Annotated in this window: 16 protein-coding genes; 4 read left to right on the top strand and 12 right to left on the bottom strand. The window is 69.8% G+C overall.

The annotated features are described in order from the left end of the window. Nucleotides 1–165: 165 nt before the first annotated feature. Entirely contained in the window at nucleotides 166–414 is a 249-nt protein-coding gene (locus Ate02nite_RS01170) for a hypothetical protein (RefSeq protein ID WP_203797581.1), read from the top strand. A 121-nt stretch (nucleotides 415–535) separates the two neighbouring features. Then, on the top strand, nucleotides 536–1441 hold the full coding sequence (locus tag Ate02nite_RS01165; RefSeq protein WP_203797579.1) for a sigma-70 family RNA polymerase sigma factor: 906 nt from the start codon (nucleotides 536–538) through the stop codon (nucleotides 1439–1441). Between the two features lie 23 nt (nucleotides 1442–1464). On the opposite strand, the gene Ate02nite_RS01160 is transcribed toward Ate02nite_RS01165, so the two are convergent. Genes Ate02nite_RS01160 through Ate02nite_RS01135 form a run of 6 tightly spaced genes read right to left on the bottom strand, consistent with a single transcriptional unit; the run spans nucleotide 1465 to nucleotide 6002 of the window. Further along, nucleotides 1465–2214 carry an urease accessory protein UreD gene (locus Ate02nite_RS01160; RefSeq protein WP_203797577.1) on the bottom strand — a complete coding sequence of 250 codons (750 nt, stop codon included), beginning with the start codon at nucleotides 2212–2214 and terminating at the stop codon, nucleotides 1465–1467. Then, nucleotides 2214–2969: an urease accessory protein UreG gene (gene ureG, locus Ate02nite_RS01155; RefSeq protein ID WP_438871141.1), complete on the bottom strand. Its 756-nt coding sequence runs from the start codon at nucleotides 2967–2969 to the stop codon at nucleotides 2214–2216. Before ureG ends, Ate02nite_RS01160 begins: the two co-directional genes overlap by 1 nt. Continuing rightward, nucleotides 2959–3603: an urease accessory protein UreF gene (locus tag Ate02nite_RS01150; RefSeq protein WP_203797575.1), complete on the bottom strand. Its 645-nt coding sequence runs from the start codon at nucleotides 3601–3603 to the stop codon at nucleotides 2959–2961. The genes ureG and Ate02nite_RS01150 overlap by 11 nt, the downstream gene beginning before the upstream one ends. 13 nt (nucleotides 3604–3616) lie before the next feature. Further along, the gene (locus Ate02nite_RS01145) at nucleotides 3617–5335 is read right to left on the bottom strand and encodes an urease subunit alpha (protein ID WP_203797574.1); all 1719 of its coding nucleotides are present in this window, start codon (nucleotides 5333–5335) and stop codon (nucleotides 3617–3619) included. Beyond that, a complete protein-coding gene (locus Ate02nite_RS01140; RefSeq protein WP_203797572.1) occupies nucleotides 5332–5703 on the bottom strand; it encodes an urease subunit beta in 372 nt (123 codons plus the stop codon). The genes Ate02nite_RS01145 and Ate02nite_RS01140 overlap by 4 nt, the downstream gene beginning before the upstream one ends. Beyond that, nucleotides 5700–6002, bottom strand: coding sequence for an urease subunit gamma (locus Ate02nite_RS01135; protein ID WP_203797565.1), 303 nt, complete (start codon nucleotides 6000–6002; stop codon nucleotides 5700–5702). Before Ate02nite_RS01135 ends, Ate02nite_RS01140 begins: the two co-directional genes overlap by 4 nt. Before the next feature lie 305 nt (nucleotides 6003–6307). Here Ate02nite_RS01135 and Ate02nite_RS01130 point away from each other — a divergent pair, with 305 nt between their 5' ends. After that, entirely contained in the window at nucleotides 6308–7468 is a 1161-nt protein-coding gene (locus Ate02nite_RS01130; protein ID WP_203797563.1) for a hypothetical protein, read from the top strand. A 43-nt stretch (nucleotides 7469–7511) separates the two neighbouring features. On the opposite strand, the gene Ate02nite_RS01125 is transcribed toward Ate02nite_RS01130, so the two are convergent. The 5 genes from Ate02nite_RS01125 to Ate02nite_RS01110 form a co-directional block, all read right to left on the bottom strand. Continuing rightward, the gene (locus Ate02nite_RS01125) at nucleotides 7512–7778 is read right to left on the bottom strand and encodes a hypothetical protein (protein WP_203797561.1); all 267 of its coding nucleotides are present in this window, start codon (nucleotides 7776–7778) and stop codon (nucleotides 7512–7514) included. After that, a complete protein-coding gene (locus Ate02nite_RS01120) occupies nucleotides 7771–8115 on the bottom strand; it encodes a hypothetical protein (RefSeq protein ID WP_203797559.1) in 345 nt (114 codons plus the stop codon). The genes Ate02nite_RS01125 and Ate02nite_RS01120 overlap by 8 nt, the downstream gene beginning before the upstream one ends. A gap of 112 nt (nucleotides 8116–8227) precedes the next feature. Continuing rightward, nucleotides 8228–9046, bottom strand: coding sequence for an arylamine N-acetyltransferase family protein (locus Ate02nite_RS01115; protein ID WP_275422745.1), 819 nt, complete (start codon nucleotides 9044–9046; stop codon nucleotides 8228–8230). Nucleotides 9047–9137: 91 nt separating this feature from the next. Beyond that, complete coding sequence (locus Ate02nite_RS49345) at nucleotides 9138–9260, bottom strand: hypothetical protein (RefSeq protein ID WP_275422743.1); 123 nt, start codon at nucleotides 9258–9260, stop codon at nucleotides 9138–9140. A 114-nt stretch (nucleotides 9261–9374) separates the two neighbouring features. Next, complete coding sequence (locus Ate02nite_RS01110) at nucleotides 9375–10799, bottom strand: MFS transporter (protein ID WP_203797556.1); 1425 nt, start codon at nucleotides 10797–10799, stop codon at nucleotides 9375–9377. A gap of 34 nt (nucleotides 10800–10833) precedes the next feature. Here Ate02nite_RS01110 and Ate02nite_RS01105 point away from each other — a divergent pair, with 34 nt between their 5' ends. After that, nucleotides 10834–11472, top strand: a complete 639-nt coding sequence (locus tag Ate02nite_RS01105; protein ID WP_203797554.1) for a TetR/AcrR family transcriptional regulator — start codon at nucleotides 10834–10836, stop codon at nucleotides 11470–11472. On the opposite strand, the gene Ate02nite_RS01100 is transcribed toward Ate02nite_RS01105, so the two are convergent. After that, a complete protein-coding gene (locus Ate02nite_RS01100; protein WP_203797552.1) occupies nucleotides 11459–14029 on the bottom strand; it encodes an exo-rhamnogalacturonan lyase family protein in 2571 nt (856 codons plus the stop codon). The two genes, Ate02nite_RS01105 and Ate02nite_RS01100, sit on opposite strands and share 14 nt — an antisense overlap. Nucleotides 14030–14062: the final 33 nt, after the last annotated feature.

The following is a 14062-nucleotide window of genomic DNA, read 5'->3' as shown; positions in this document are numbered from 1 at the left end:
TAGGGTGAAACCGATGTGAGCAGGCACTTTCTGGAGCGATCCGTCGTGATCCGCGTGCCTGACGACCGATGCGACGCCCACCGGCGTGGCAGCTACCTGCTGCCGTCCGCGCGGGACAGAATCGCTCCAGCGGGCCAATAAGGTCGTACATCGGGGAGTATCGACATGATCAGCATCGTGAAGGATCTGGCGGCTGAGGCGCTGTTCGTCTCCAGCATTCAACCGTCTGAATGCCCGACCCGTAAGGCGGTGGAGCAGGCCGTGACGGCCATGCTCCTGCTGCACGGCAGCGACGGCTGCGCCGCCGAGGTGGCCACCGAGTTCGGTGACCATCCGGAGGTCGCGGTCCGCCGCATGCACTGGGTAAACGAGGAGCTCACGGGCGTGGTCGCGCCCGCTCATGCGCTTACCTGAGCTTTTCTCGCAAAAAGCACCATAAAAGCAACCGAGTTCGGCCGCCACTGCACCTTTCGGCAACCAAGGTCTTCCTCGTCAGCCGGTTTCATCAACCGGTCGTATGAGCGAGGAGGACCACGTGACGACCACGACCGAGCTCCCCGCCACCATCGGCACGACCCACCACGACGCGCCATCCGCGCGCGACATCGAGGACCTGGTCCGCGAACACATGCCGATGGTTGGCCATCTGGTCCGGGAACTGCTCAATCGGGTACCGGGCCACGTCCACGCCGATGACCTGTCCTCGGCCGGATTCGCCGCGCTGCTGGGCGCGGCTCGCTCGTTCGACGTAACCCGGGGCATCCCGTTCCACCGCTTCGCCGCGGTCCGCATCCGCGGTGCGCTCCTGGACGAACTACGCGGTCAGGACTGGGCCAGCCGCTCGGTCCGGGCCCGGGCCCGGCGCAGTGCCTCGGCCCGCCAGGAGCTGACCGCGGCACTGGGACGCACGCCGACCGACGCCGAGGTCGCCGAATTCCTCGGCATCGGGGTGGCGGAGTTGGCGACGGTGGAGGACGACGTGCAGAAGGCGGCCCTGCTGAGCCTGCAGGGCTTCCCGACGGGCGCCGCCGAGGAGATGGTGCCCGAGCTGTCCGAGGGCCCGGAGGATCTGCTGCTGAAACGGGAACGTCTCGGCTATCTGCATCAGGCCATCCAGGCCCTGCCGGAACGGCTGCGCATGGTGGTCACCGAGTCGTTCCTGCAGGAACAGCCACTGAGCGACGTCGCCGCACGGCTGGGCGTGACCGAGTCCCGGATCTCGCAGCTGCGCACCGAGGCGTTGCAGCTGCTGCGCGAGGGCCTGAACAGCTCCCTCGCACCCGAGCTGCTGACGGTGGCGGCCGGTGGCCCACGCACGCGCAAGGGCTGCCTGCAACGCCGCCGGTCGGAGTACTTCGCCCGGGTGGCGCAGCAGGGCAACCTGCACACCCGGCTGGCCCTGACCGACGCCCACGGCGTCCCGATCGCGGTCGCGGCCTGAACTCCGTCGTGATGGGGGCGGCTCTACGCCGCTTCCATCACGGTCCGGGCGGCACCGGCCGGCTCGCACAGCGGGCCCAGGGCCGCCTGCACCTGCCGGATGTCCACCCCGACGGCGGTAGCGAGCACACCGGGGCCGGCCAGCGGCATCAGCGCGGCGTGCGGGGAAGCAGGCAGCACGCCGGGGAGCCCCGGAATCGCCACCACCGTCCCCACGGCTCGGCCGCCGCCGAGCACGGCCGCGCCGTCCCAGCCGTCGGCGTGCCGGCCGACGCCGAGGTCGTGCCGGTACAGGGTGCGGCCCGCGTAGCGGATCGTGGTGTCCAGCCGGGCGTCGCCCGACGGCTCGGCATGGCGGCCGCACACCAGGTCGTCGCGCCAGAGCAGTTCGCCACCCTCGGCCACCTCGACCACGGTTGACGTGTGGTGGTCGCACCCGGCCGCGGCGATCAGCGGCTCCGGCAGCCACCGCAGGGTCCCGGCCACCGTCGCGTGGATGACCAGGCGGGAAGCCGGTGCGGGGCGGCCCGGCAGAGCCAGTTGCGCGGCCACGCTGCGTACCGTCAAATGCGCGCCTTCCCCCACGACGACCTCCAACCGGAGGTCGTCGCCGCGCAGCGGCCCGGCCGCACCACCGACCAGATGGACGGTGGCGTCGCCGCCGGACCGGCCGCCGGTGCGGCGCAGCAGCAGCGGCGACTCGCCGCGCAACACCGCCAGGCGGGTGCCGCCGCGACCGTCGGCCTCGGCGACCACCTGCGCGAACGCCTGCATCAGGCCGGCACGCGAGCCGCGACAAGTGCGCGGATCCAGTCGGCGACGGCGGTGGCACCGCGGTCCTCGACCAGCGACAGGAACACCGTGGGCAGCTCGCCCCGGCGGTGCTTGGCGTCGTGTTCCATCACCGACAGGTCGGCGCCGACCATCGGGGCCAGGTCGGTCTTGTTGATCACCAGGAGGTCGGCGGCGGTGACGCCGGGGCCGCCCTTGCGCGGCACCTTGTCGCCGCCGGCCACGTCGACCACGAAGATCTGCTGGTCGATCAGGCCCTTGCTGAAGGTCGCGGTCAGGTTGTCGCCGCCGCTCTCCACCAGCACCAGGTCCAGCGGGCCCAGCTTCTCCTCGAGTTCCTCGACCGCGTCCAGGTTGGCCGAGATGTCGTCGCGGATGGCGGTGTGCGGGCAGCACCCGGTCTCCACCGCGCGGATCCGCTCGGCCGGCAGCACCCCGTTGCGGAGCAGGAAGTCGGCGTCCTCGGTGGTGTAGATGTCGTTGGTGACGACGGCCAGCCGCAGCTCGGTGCCGAGCGCCCGGCACAGGGCCGCGACCAGCGCGGTCTTGCCCGAGCCGACCGGGCCGCCGATGCCGATCCGCAGGGCCCGGGGCCCGGTGGTCAGCGGCTCGTGCGGGTCGACGCCCGGGTCGGGGTGGGTGTGCGGCACCTCGTCGGCGTCGTGCGTGTGCGGGGCGACGTAGTTCTCCGAGGGCCGGGGCCAGGCCCCGCCGGACGGCTGATGGTCAGGATGCAAAGAGACGCACCTCCCAGGTGGCGTGGTGCTCGGCGCCGATGTCGAGCAGGGGAGAACCCGCGGCCGGCAGATCGTCGACCGGGTCGTCGGACCGGCGGGCGGCCTCGGCCGCGATCCGGTCACATTCGGGGGCGAGCCGGGCGAGGAGCCCGTGCACCGCGTAGGGGTCCAGGCCGAGCAGCCGTACGGCCGCGCTGGCCGAGCCGGTGGTGACGCCGTGCGCGGCGGCGACCGCGGCCTCCAGCGGGCCCAGTCCGGCTGCCGAGGCGAGGAGGCCCAGCGCGATCGGCTGGTGCGGCTCGCGGCCGGTCGGCGGTAGGTGCCACATCGCCCGGCCGGCCCGCAGCAGGGCTCGTCCCTGGGCGCGAGATGCCTTGCGTAGGGCCGGGGACGGCGTACGCGCATCGAGCCCTTGATCCAAGGCCGCCCCATCGCCGGGCCGGCGGCAGGCCGCGGCCGCGAAGGCGGCCGAGACCAGGCCGCCGGTGGCGAGCTTGCCACGCAGGAAGCCGAACACGTCGTCGAGGTCGCGCACCCGGCCGGCCGAGACCTGGGCCTCGAGCCCGCCGGAGTGCGCGTGCCCGCCGGAGGGCAACCGTCCGTCGGCGAGCACCAGCAACGTTGCGAGACTCATCAGAAGTCGGTCATCAGAACAGGAAGTAACGCTGGGCCATCGGCAGTGACGTCACCGGGTCGGGCTCGACGACCTCGCCGTCGATACGCACCGTGAACGTGTCCGGCTCGACCTCGATGCGCGGGGTGGCGTCGTTGAGCGGCATGTCCGCCTTGCCGACCTGCCGGGTGTCGCCGACCGGGGCGAGGGCCCGCTTGACCCCGATCCGGTCGCCGAGCATCGCGTCGATGGCGGCCGGGGCGACGAAGGCGAGGGACGTCTGGGACGGCACCACGCCGTACGATCCGAACATCGGCCGCGGCAGCATCGGCTGCGGGGTGGGAATCGAGGCGTTGGCGTCGCCCATCTGGGCGTACGCGATCATGCCGCCCTTGATCACCAAGGCCGGCCGCACCCCGAAGAACGCCGGGTCCCACAGCACGAGGTCGGCAAGCTTGCCGGTCTCCACGGAGCCGACCTCAGCGCTCATGCCGTGCGCCACCGCCGGACAAATCGTATATTTCGCGATATAGCGTTTCGCGCGGTTGTTGTCGGCCGCGCCGTCGCCGGGCAGGGCTCCGCGCCGGGCCTTCATCACGTGCGCCGTCTGCCAGGTCCGCATCACGACCTCACCGACCCGGCCCATCGCCTGCGAGTCCGAGCCGATCATCGAGATCGCCCCGAGGTCGTGCAGCAGGTCCTCGGCGGCCATCGTCGACGGCCGGATCCGGCTCTCCGCGAACGCCAGGTCCTCCGGCACCGCCGAGTTCAGGTGGTGGCAGACCATCAGCATGTCGAGGTGCTCGGACAGTGTGTTCCGGGTGTACGGCCGGGTCGGGTTGGTCGACGACGGCAGCACGTTGGGCAGCGCGGCGACCGTGATGATGTCCGGCGCGTGCCCGCCACCGGCACCCTCGGTGTGATAGGCGTGGATCGACCGCCCGTTGATCGCCCGGATCGTCTCCTCGACGAACCCGGCCTCGTTCAGCGTGTCGGTGTGGATCGCGACCTGCACTCCGGAGGCGTCCGCGACCCGCAGCGCGGCGTCGATCACCGCAGGCGTCGTGCCCCAGTCCTCGTGCAGCTTGAACCCGCCGGCCCCACCGCGCAGCTGCTCCCACATCGACTCCTCCGACATGGTGTTGCCCTTGCCGAGTAGCAGCACGTTGATCGGGAAGGTGTCGAGCGCCTCGAGCATCCGGGCGAGATGCCATGCGTTCGGCGTGACCGTGGTGGCCTTGGTGCCCTCGGCCGGGCCGGTGCCGCCACCGATGATCGTGGTGATGCCGGTGGCCAGGGCGGTGTTCAGGATGGTCGGGCTGATCAGGTGCACGTGGCTGTCGATCGCGCCGGCCGTGAGGATCTTGCCGTTGCCGGCGATGATCTCGGTGCCCGGCCCGATCACCAGGTCCGGGTGCACTCCGTCCATGGTGTCCGGGTTGCCGGCCTTGCCGATGGCGATGATCCGCCCGTCCCGGATGCCGATGTCGGCCTTGATGATGCCCCAGTGGTCGAGGACCACCGCGCCGGTGATCACGGTGTCCGGGGTGCCCTCGGCGCGGGTGGCGCGGGACTGCCCCATCGACTCGCGGATCACCTTGCCGCCACCGAAGACGACCTCGTCACCCGGCTGCGGCCCGGCGCTGCGGTCCTCCTCGACCTCGATCAGCAGGTTGGTGTCGGCCAGCCGGATCCGGTCGCCCGTGGTGGGCCCGTACAGGGCGGCGTACCGCCCCCGGTCGAGTGTGGTCATCGCGGGCTGCCGTTCTCTGGTTCTTCTTCGGTCGGGGCCGGCGGCGGCTCAATTTCCACGCCGTCCAGGGAACCGCCGGCCAGGCCGCGCAGGCCCGGCACGATCCGGTTGCCGGCCAGGGCGACCAGGTCGACGTCGCGGGGCATGCCCGGCTCGAAACGCACCGACGTGCCGGCCGGCACCGCGAGCCGATAACCCCAGGCCGCGGTGCGGTCGAAGTCGAGCGCCGCGTTCGACTCGGCGAAGTGGAAATGCGAACCGACCTGAACGGGCCGGTCCCCGGTGTTACGCACGGTCAGCGACAACACCTCACGCCCCGGGTTGATCTCAATCGCGCCGTCACCGAGAAGAACCTCGCCCGGAATCATGCGATCGGCCCGTGCACGGTGACGAGCTTGGTCCCGTCCGGGAAAGTCGCCTCGACCTGCACCTCACCCAGCATCTCGGGCACACCCTCCATGACGTCGTCGCGGGTCAGCACGCGCCGCCCGGCGTCCATCAGATCGGCCACCGTGCGCCCGTCCCGCGCCCCTTCCAGCAGGAACGCCACGATGATCGCGGTCGCCTCCGGATGGTTGAGCTTGAGCCCACGCTCTTGCCGGCGCCGGGCCACGTCGGCCGCGACGTGAATGAGCAAGCGTTCCTGCTCGTGCTGGCTGAGGAACAAACGAGCCTCCCTGATTCCCGGCGAAATGCTCGCAGCCGGAAGTTTCCCACGTGTTACCGCACCTGAATCGAAGCACGGTGCCCATTCCCGACCAGCAAAAACGGCAAGAACAAAGCCCTTTGAAAATACGGGCATGAGAAGTCCCGGATCGAGCGGATCAGCCAGTCGGTGCTTACGGCCGTTTCCGGCCGCCGGCCCGGCCCCGGTGGTCACTCTTACTTCAAGTCAACCCCGGAGTGCCTCCCGTCCGTAGTGATTGCCGAGGAGCCGCGCCGGATGGTGCCGACTCCGTCCCAGGAGGAACGATGGCGCCCAACCCGTCCGGCGACGATCCGCCCGCTGACGTCTTCGACTACGACGACTATGTCGGCGACGACTACGGCCCCGCCGAGGTGTTTCAGGGAGACCGGCCCGGGGCGGAGGAGTACGCCACCGGCGAGCACCCGGTGGAGCGTTATCCGGTGGCGGGCCCGCTGGCCCAGAACTACCCGGCGCAGACCCCCTACGACGAGGAGCTGACCGGCGCGTGGCCGGCGCCGGCCGAGGAGGACACCGACCCGGTCGGCTTCGAGCCGGTCGAGGCCCCCGAGTACCCCCCGCCCGCCGACCCCTACGACGACTCGGACGACGACCTCCACCTCCTCACCACCCACCAGGGCTTCGAGCTGCCCGGCTGGGGCGCCCCCGAGGGGGCCGAGGCGGCGCAGGGTGCGCGGGTCCGCCGCTATCGGCGCCCGCTGGTGGTGGCCGGGGTGGTCCTGTTCCTGGCCGGAATGGCGGCGGCGATCCTGGTCGCCCCGCGCTGGGTCGGCACCTCGGCGGACCGCACCGAGGCGGTAGGCCAGACCGGGGTCAGCGGCGACGCGGTAAGCGGCCCGGTGAACGGCCGCGAGTCGGCCAAGTTCGAGCTGGTAGACGGCGCCGCCGCGGTCCGCCTGCACACCGACGACCTGGGCGACGACCTCTACCGGGTGACCACCCCCGCAGGAAGCGGCGTGACCCCGAAGGTGGACGAGGCCGACGGCACGGTCCAGCTGCGCCTGCCGCCCGGCGAGCACGGCGGCCCGTCCGAGGTGACGATCGTGCTGAACAACGCGGTGCGCTGGACACTGCAGCTGAACGGCGGCACCGCCCAGACGACGGTAGACCTGACCGGCGCGGAGGTGGACGGCGTAGACCTGCTGGGCGGCGCCAGCCGGATAGACCTGACCCTGCCGGTGCCGACGACCGTGGTCCCGGTCCGGATGGCCGGGGGAGTGGACCAGTTCCTGGTGAAACTGGCCGGCGCGACCCCCGTGCGGGTGCAGGTGCAATCGGGTGCCGGCGAGGTGACCTTGGCCGGCGCCACCCACAAGGGCATAGCCCCGGGCCAGTCCTTCACCGCAAACGGCTGGGGGAGCGGCGAGGCAGGCTTCGACGTGCAGGCGGTCGCTGGAATGTCGGCCCTGACCATCACCGACGGCTGACCGCCTGCTGGCGCGCCTCGGCGAGGCGCGCCAGACGCCGCCCTCAAACTGAGCGGAGCTGCTCCAGCGGAACGCGATCCGTGACCCACTTCAGGTGCTGTTCATGGTTGGTTGCCACCAGCTTGTGGGCGAGTTCCTGCAGGTCGTCGATATCTCCGTAGTTGAGCCGCAGCAACAGCACCATCGAATCGGCGTGTCCCTCTTCGCGGCCCTCTTCGCGGTTGCGGCGGGCGATGTCGCGGCCCACCGAGGTCTTTTCCAGGATGTCGTCCATACCTCTCCTCGCCAGCGTCTCGACCAGCTCAATCACGACTGCCTCGGTAGGAGACCATCCGCTCCTGGAATCCCGCCACGCGCTCTACCTGAATCTCGATGTGGCACACCTCGTGCATGGGCACGGGCAGGCCGTCCTTCTCAGCTCGGTCTTGCTCCTCCTCGTCCCGGCGGAGGATGTAGGTCTTGTCCCTGCTTCGGGTGAGATGTCGCTGTTGCTCGGTCGGCCCTTCCAGTACAACTTCCCGGCCGTCCGTTTCTAAGCCAAAGAAGATCCTCACGGTGTCGGCTGGATTGGCCTCCAGCACTGTTTTGAACAGGCCGTCGTAGTCCCGCGCCTGCGCCTTGCCGCTTGGCGGTGTGTCGGTCGGCATTCCCCGTCCCTTCATCGACGAACGCCAACGAAGTTACACGACAAGGTGACTAATGACTACTAGCTGGATGCCAAATTTTGGTCTTGTGATGGCGTTCGTCGGTCCTTGACGTCTACCGAGGGTTGGTGCTCGTCAGCCACTTCTCGTGCGCTTCGGCGAGGCGTCGCCAGAGTGCGTCGCGTTCGGCCGGGCCGACGTCGTCGAGAGTGATCCCGAAGACGTCGGCCAGCGCCGCGAAGTAGTCGTCCCGCCGCTCGAGGTTTGTCTTCTGCTCGACGTCACCGGTCCGGCTGAGCACCAGCCCGCGCACGACGTCGGTGCCGTGGGCGTCCCGCCGCTGCACGGTGGCGATCCGCACGAAGCCGGAGTCGGGCGAGGTGGAGAGTTCGTGGTGCTTGGCGGCGAACGCCGACATCTCCACACTCTCGCCGCGGAAGTCCATCCCGAGGAATCCGCCCCGCGGGTCGTGCTCGAACCGCCAGCCACCGGGCTCCGCCACGGACCGCGACAGCCGATACCGGAATGGCCCCTGCTGGTATTCACCCTCGGCCAGCGGCAGCGGTTCGTAGATCCCGTCCCCCATGCCGAGGTCAACCAGCCAGTTCCCGTCGGGAGCCTCGTCGGAAGGCAGTCCCGAGACGGTAAGCACAAGGTGGTTGCCGGCCGCGCCGGCCGGATGCGTCGCGTTGCCCTGCACCCCGCCGTAGTGCCGGGTGACGGCATACCCGAGCTCCGTCAACAGTGCCGAGAAAGCCCCGTTGAGGTGAAAGCAGTAGCCGCCACGCCCTTGAAGAATCCGCCCGATCGAATCCGCAGGTTCGACGGTGGTAGGACGGCCAAGCCAGATTTCCAGACATTCATAGGGCACCCGCTCGGCGTGAGCCCGATGCAGGGCCGTAAGCCCGTCCAGGCTGGGCGGTTCCCGATCCACCCCAAGGCGCTGCAGATATCCGGAAAAATCGATGGCAGAGCCCACCCGCCAACCCTAATCGATCAGCGAGTGGGCAAGTGTCCCCCGAAGCTCAGACCGCCCGCTCCGGGAGGTCGAACTCGATCTCTTCCACGACCACGGTCTGTCCGGTCGTATCGAGGCCGAAGAAAATCCGCAGCGTGTCCTCTGGGAATGCCTCGAAGACTCGTTTCATCGCGGTGACGATGTCCCGTCCCCACTCCTCACTGCGAGGTACACATCGATCGGCATTACAACCCCTTTCGTTGGCAATCGACGAGATGCTACATGACTAGTTGACGTACACAAACTAGTCTTGCGCCATTACTGCGGCTTTGGGTGGCTCGGCGACGGCCGTCAGGCTGGGGCGGCGGAGGACGGTCGCGGCGATGGCGGCTGCGGCGAGCAGGAGGATGGCGCTGATGAGGAGGGCCAGGGCGTAGCCGCTTGTCAGGGCGGCGGGGGTGGGTAGTGGGCCGGATTGGTGTTGGGCGGCTGTGCTCAGGGCGGCCAAGCCCAGCGACGCGCCTATCTGGCGGGAGCTGTTCAGGAGGCCGGAGGCGGTGCCGGACTCTGACGGGGCCACGCCGGCGGTGGCTATCGAGACCAGGGGGCCCAGGCATAGGCCGAAGCCGATGCTGGCGACTATCGATGGGCCCAGGACGTCGGTCAGGAATGAGCCGTCGGGGCTGATCCGGCTGAACCAGGCGAAGCCGGCCGCCGTCAGCAGGGCGCCGCCGATCAGGATGGACCTTGCCGCGAAGCGGTAGCCGAGCTTGATGGCCAGGATGCTGCCGGTGACCACGCCCAGGGCGAACGGCAGGAACATCACGCCGGCCGGCGCCGGGCCGATGCCCAGGACGCGCTGCAGGTAGAGGGACGCGAAGTAGAACGTAGCGGTGATCGCCGCTCCGACCAGCAGGTTGTACGCGTTCGCGCCGGCCACCGCGCGGTTGGTCAGCAGCGCCAGGCGGATCAGGGGGTCGCGGCTGGTGCGGCGTTCGACGGCCACGAAGGCGGCCAGCAGGGCAACCGCCGCGGCGAGGGTGAGAAGAGTGGGCGGGGAGGTCCAGGCCTGCCGGTCGGTGCGCACGATGCCGAAGACCAGCAGGCCCATGCCGGCCGTGGCCAGCACGGCACCGAGCACGTCGGGGCGGCCGGTGGGGGCGACCGGGCGGTCGGCGGGGACGCCGCGCAGGGCCAGAACCAGAGCGACCGCGGCCATCGGCACGCTGACGAACATCACCCAGCGCCATCCGGCGTACTGGGTGAGGACGCCGCCGATCAGCACGCCCAGGGCGCCGCCGGCCGCGTTGGTCGCGGCCCACACGCCGAAGGCCCGGACCCGGGGCTTGCCGCTCGGGAACGCCGCGGTGAGCAGCGCCAGCGCGGCAGGGGACAGGGCGGCGGCGCCGACGCCCTGGGCGGCTCGGGCGGCGACCAGGTGGCCGGGGTTCTGGGCGAAGCCGCCGATCAGCGAAGCGGCGCCGAAGACGGCCAGGCCGAGCAGCAGGATGCGCTTGCGGCCGAAGCGGTCGGCGGCCTTGCCGCCGAGCAGGAGCAGGCCGCCGAAAGTCAGGGCGTAGGCGTGGATCACCCAGGTCAGGCCGGCGGGGCTGAAGCCCAGGCCGGCCGCGATCCGGGGAAGTCCGACGTTCACCACCGAGAGGTCCAGCGACACCATGAATTGCACTAGGGCAACGGCAGTCAGTGTGCGGTTCGACTTTCGGAACATGTTCCGAAAGTAGCAGACGACGCAAGATGGTGGGGTGCCAACATCGAACGGCCGCACCGGCCGACCACCGGTCACCTCGCGCGCGGCGATCCTGGCCGCGGCCCGCGGGCTCATCGACGAGGGTGGCTGGGAGAAGCTGACGATCCGCCGGCTGGCCGGCGAGCTGGGCATCGGCGCGACGACCCTCTACCACCACGTGCGGGACAAGGAGGACCTGCTGCTTCTGCTGCTCAACGAGTACGCGGCGCAGGCCCCGTTCCCGGAGCTGCCGGCCGATCCGCGGGAGCGGATCGTGGTGGCCGCGGCCGCGATGCGCGACACCCTGGCCGGCTGGCCGTGGGCCGCCGAGGTGCTGACCACCGACGGCTTCCTGGGGCTGCTGGGCGGCTCGGCCATCCGGCTCGTGGAAACGATTGTGGCGGCCGCCGTGGACAGCGGATGCACGCAGGAACAGGCCGTCGACGTGTTCCGCAGCATCTGGTACTACACGGTCGGCGAGATTCTGGTGCGCGTGAACTCCAGCACGAAAAAAGCCGGTGACTTCACCGGCTTCGACCCCGAGCAGACGCCGCGGCTGGCCGCGATCGGGCCGCAGTGGCCGGTTCTCGCGGCCCGGGACACCTACGTCCCGGGCCTGCGAGCCTTCGTCGACGGGTTGCTCAGGGCGCGATGATCTGGTCGCCGACCAGGGCCAGGTTCTGGATCGCGGCCAGGCCGTAGAGCGCGGTCGTGTTGGTGGAGACCCACTTCGCGGCGTCGGTCGGGGTCAGCGTGGTCGTCACTCGCTCGCTCTTCCACGGCAGGGCCGGGCCGTAACCGTCACCGGTGTAGAAGTCGCGCCAGGCCCGCTGAGTCAGCGCGGCGCTGTTCAGTCGCACCGCCGCGTACGCGGTGAGCCGGGCGTGACCCTGGCGCAGGATCAGGTTGCCGAACGCGGCCCCGCACTCGGCGGTCTGCTCGGCCGCCGTGGCGTTGAACAGCCGGCAGTACTGCAACCAGGCCGCCTCGAACGCCGGCAGGTCGACCAGGTCGATGACCTCGGCGCAGATCTCCACCTGGCCGAACATCGCGCTCAGGTGCGACACGCTGACGGTCTTGCCGGCCACCGGCGCGAACCGGCCGGTGTCCAGGTCGTACAGGCCGCTGCCGGTGACGAAGCCGTTCGGCATCGCGCCGATCGTCTCCATCGTGCCGAGCAGTTTCGCCTTCGCCGTCTCCCACAGCGGTCCCTTCCGTTCCCACTCGGTCAGCCAGGCGGCGGCCAGGCCGCTCCAGTCGGTGCCGAGGCCGATCGACAGGGCGTGCGGGTCGGGGGTGTACGGCTCGGTGCGGATCTTGCGGATCGGGTCGAGCACCAGGAACGTACGGTCCGAGTCGACAAGTTCGGAGAGCAGGTCACCGGTGCGTTCGTCGGCGGTCAGGTAGTAGTAGATCCGGCGGTAGATGGCCGTGCTGATGCGCTGCTGCTTGGCGCTGTCGGCCCAGTGCTGCACACCGTGCCGGGTGCCGAGGCCGGCCCATTTGCCCAGGTGATAGACGTCGACCTCGCCGGTGTGCCGGGTCATCGCCTCGGCGAAACGGTAGATGTCGGCGCGACCCGATCGCAAGAAGGCATACCAGAGCCATAGATCTGGCGACAATTCCGAATTGTCCCAGGCGTACCCACCCACGTCGTAGCGCCACACCAGACGGTCCTCGTCGAAGGTGTGCATGATGTCGCCGTGGTCCCAGAAGCCGTACCAGTGCCGCTGTTCGACCTGCTTGCGATAGAAGTCGAAGAGAAAATCGAGGTGGTCCTCGATGGTCGCCTTCAGCGGGTCGGTCCGGTCGACCGGCGCGAACAGGCCACCGAACACGTTGCAGGAGACCAGGTGGTCGACCGGGTTGATCAGCTGCGGGGGAGTGCGGACCTGGTCGGCCATCGCGCCGAGGCGCTCGGCGGTCGGCGTCGACGGCAAGGCCCACAAGACCAATTCATTGGTACGGGAGATGCCGTACGGCGTACCGAAGGCGGGTTCGTAGTCCTCGTACGTGATGTTGAGGCCTTCGAGCTGCTCCGGATAGGTGTCCTGGCCCATCCCGTCGTGATAGAAGCGGGTGTCCATCACCCCGGCGTCGGGTGACCACAGCCAGACCGTCACCTCGGCCTCGGCGGTGTGCGCCCGCCGGATGTCGAGTTGGGTGGGATGCCGCTGCCAGAAGTCCTTGAGCCCGACCGCCACCCCACCGGTGACCCCGCCGACATAGGCCAGCCCGGAGGCGCGCTGACCCTGGTCGACGCTGACCCACCCGTACCCCTGCTTGGTCCTTTTGCGAACGGTGAAACCGTTTGCGGACAGCTGGCTGAGTGAGTAATCCCCCCACAATGGAATGTATTGCAGGCGGGTCGTGACGCGTTGATCCCAGGTCGCCGGATCGGGCAGAGCCGTGCCGGCAATTTGCGCGTTGCGGACCGCGAGTCCGGGGTCTCTGCGCAGGCCGGTGATGCCTTGAACGGCCTCGGTGAGCTGTCCATGCCCGTCCCCGACGAACCGAATGTGCCGGTCATAGGCGGCATCCCGCATCGGCACCTTGAAACGCACGCCGAGCCCCGCGATGTAGTCCTTCGAACCGTCCCGGTCATAGACGAACGTGTGCATCATCTTGACGCTTTCGGCGCCGGCGAAGAAGACCAGCCGCACGGTGAACGGCAGCCAGTTCGTCCCGTGCCGCCCCTCGATCCGGACCACCGCACGCACCGGCCCGGACTGCTCGACCACCACTTTCCGCACGTCGCTCTGCACGAGGTGGCGCGGCGACGGTTCGTCGGAGATGTGCTCCTGGCGATAGGCGACCAGCACGCCGTCGCGGGCGATCACCGTCTCGCCCCGGCGGATCTCACTGATCAGCTCACGCCCGCTGCGCGGGACGCGAGCGACGATCACCCCGGTGTCGATCTCGACGTACTTCTTACGGTCGGTGACCACGACCGGTTGCGCTGGGCGATCGGGGGTGCCGGCTTGCAGGGTGTACGCGTCGGACGGCGCGCCGTCCGCGATGGCGTGCCCGCTCCACTTCAGACTGCCGTCCGGCCAGTAGGCGAGCGGCCAGCTCTGCACCGGCACCGACGGATCGGCCAGCCGGAAGGTCTGATCGCCCGGGACGGTGCCCTTGGGCCACGGGGTTCCCCAGGTGGTGGTGGCCGACGAGCCGGGGCGGCCCTCCAGCCAGGTAAGGCGCACTTCGGGCACGGCGGCTCTCCCCACTCTCGGGATCATCGGTAC

It is taken from the genome of Paractinoplanes tereljensis (genome assembly GCF_016862435.1).
Lineage (GTDB): Bacteria > Actinomycetota > Actinomycetes > Mycobacteriales > Micromonosporaceae > Actinoplanes > Actinoplanes tereljensis.
The sequence above is the reverse complement of the archived record's forward strand: the minus strand, read 5'-3'. Positions and strand labels throughout refer to the sequence as shown.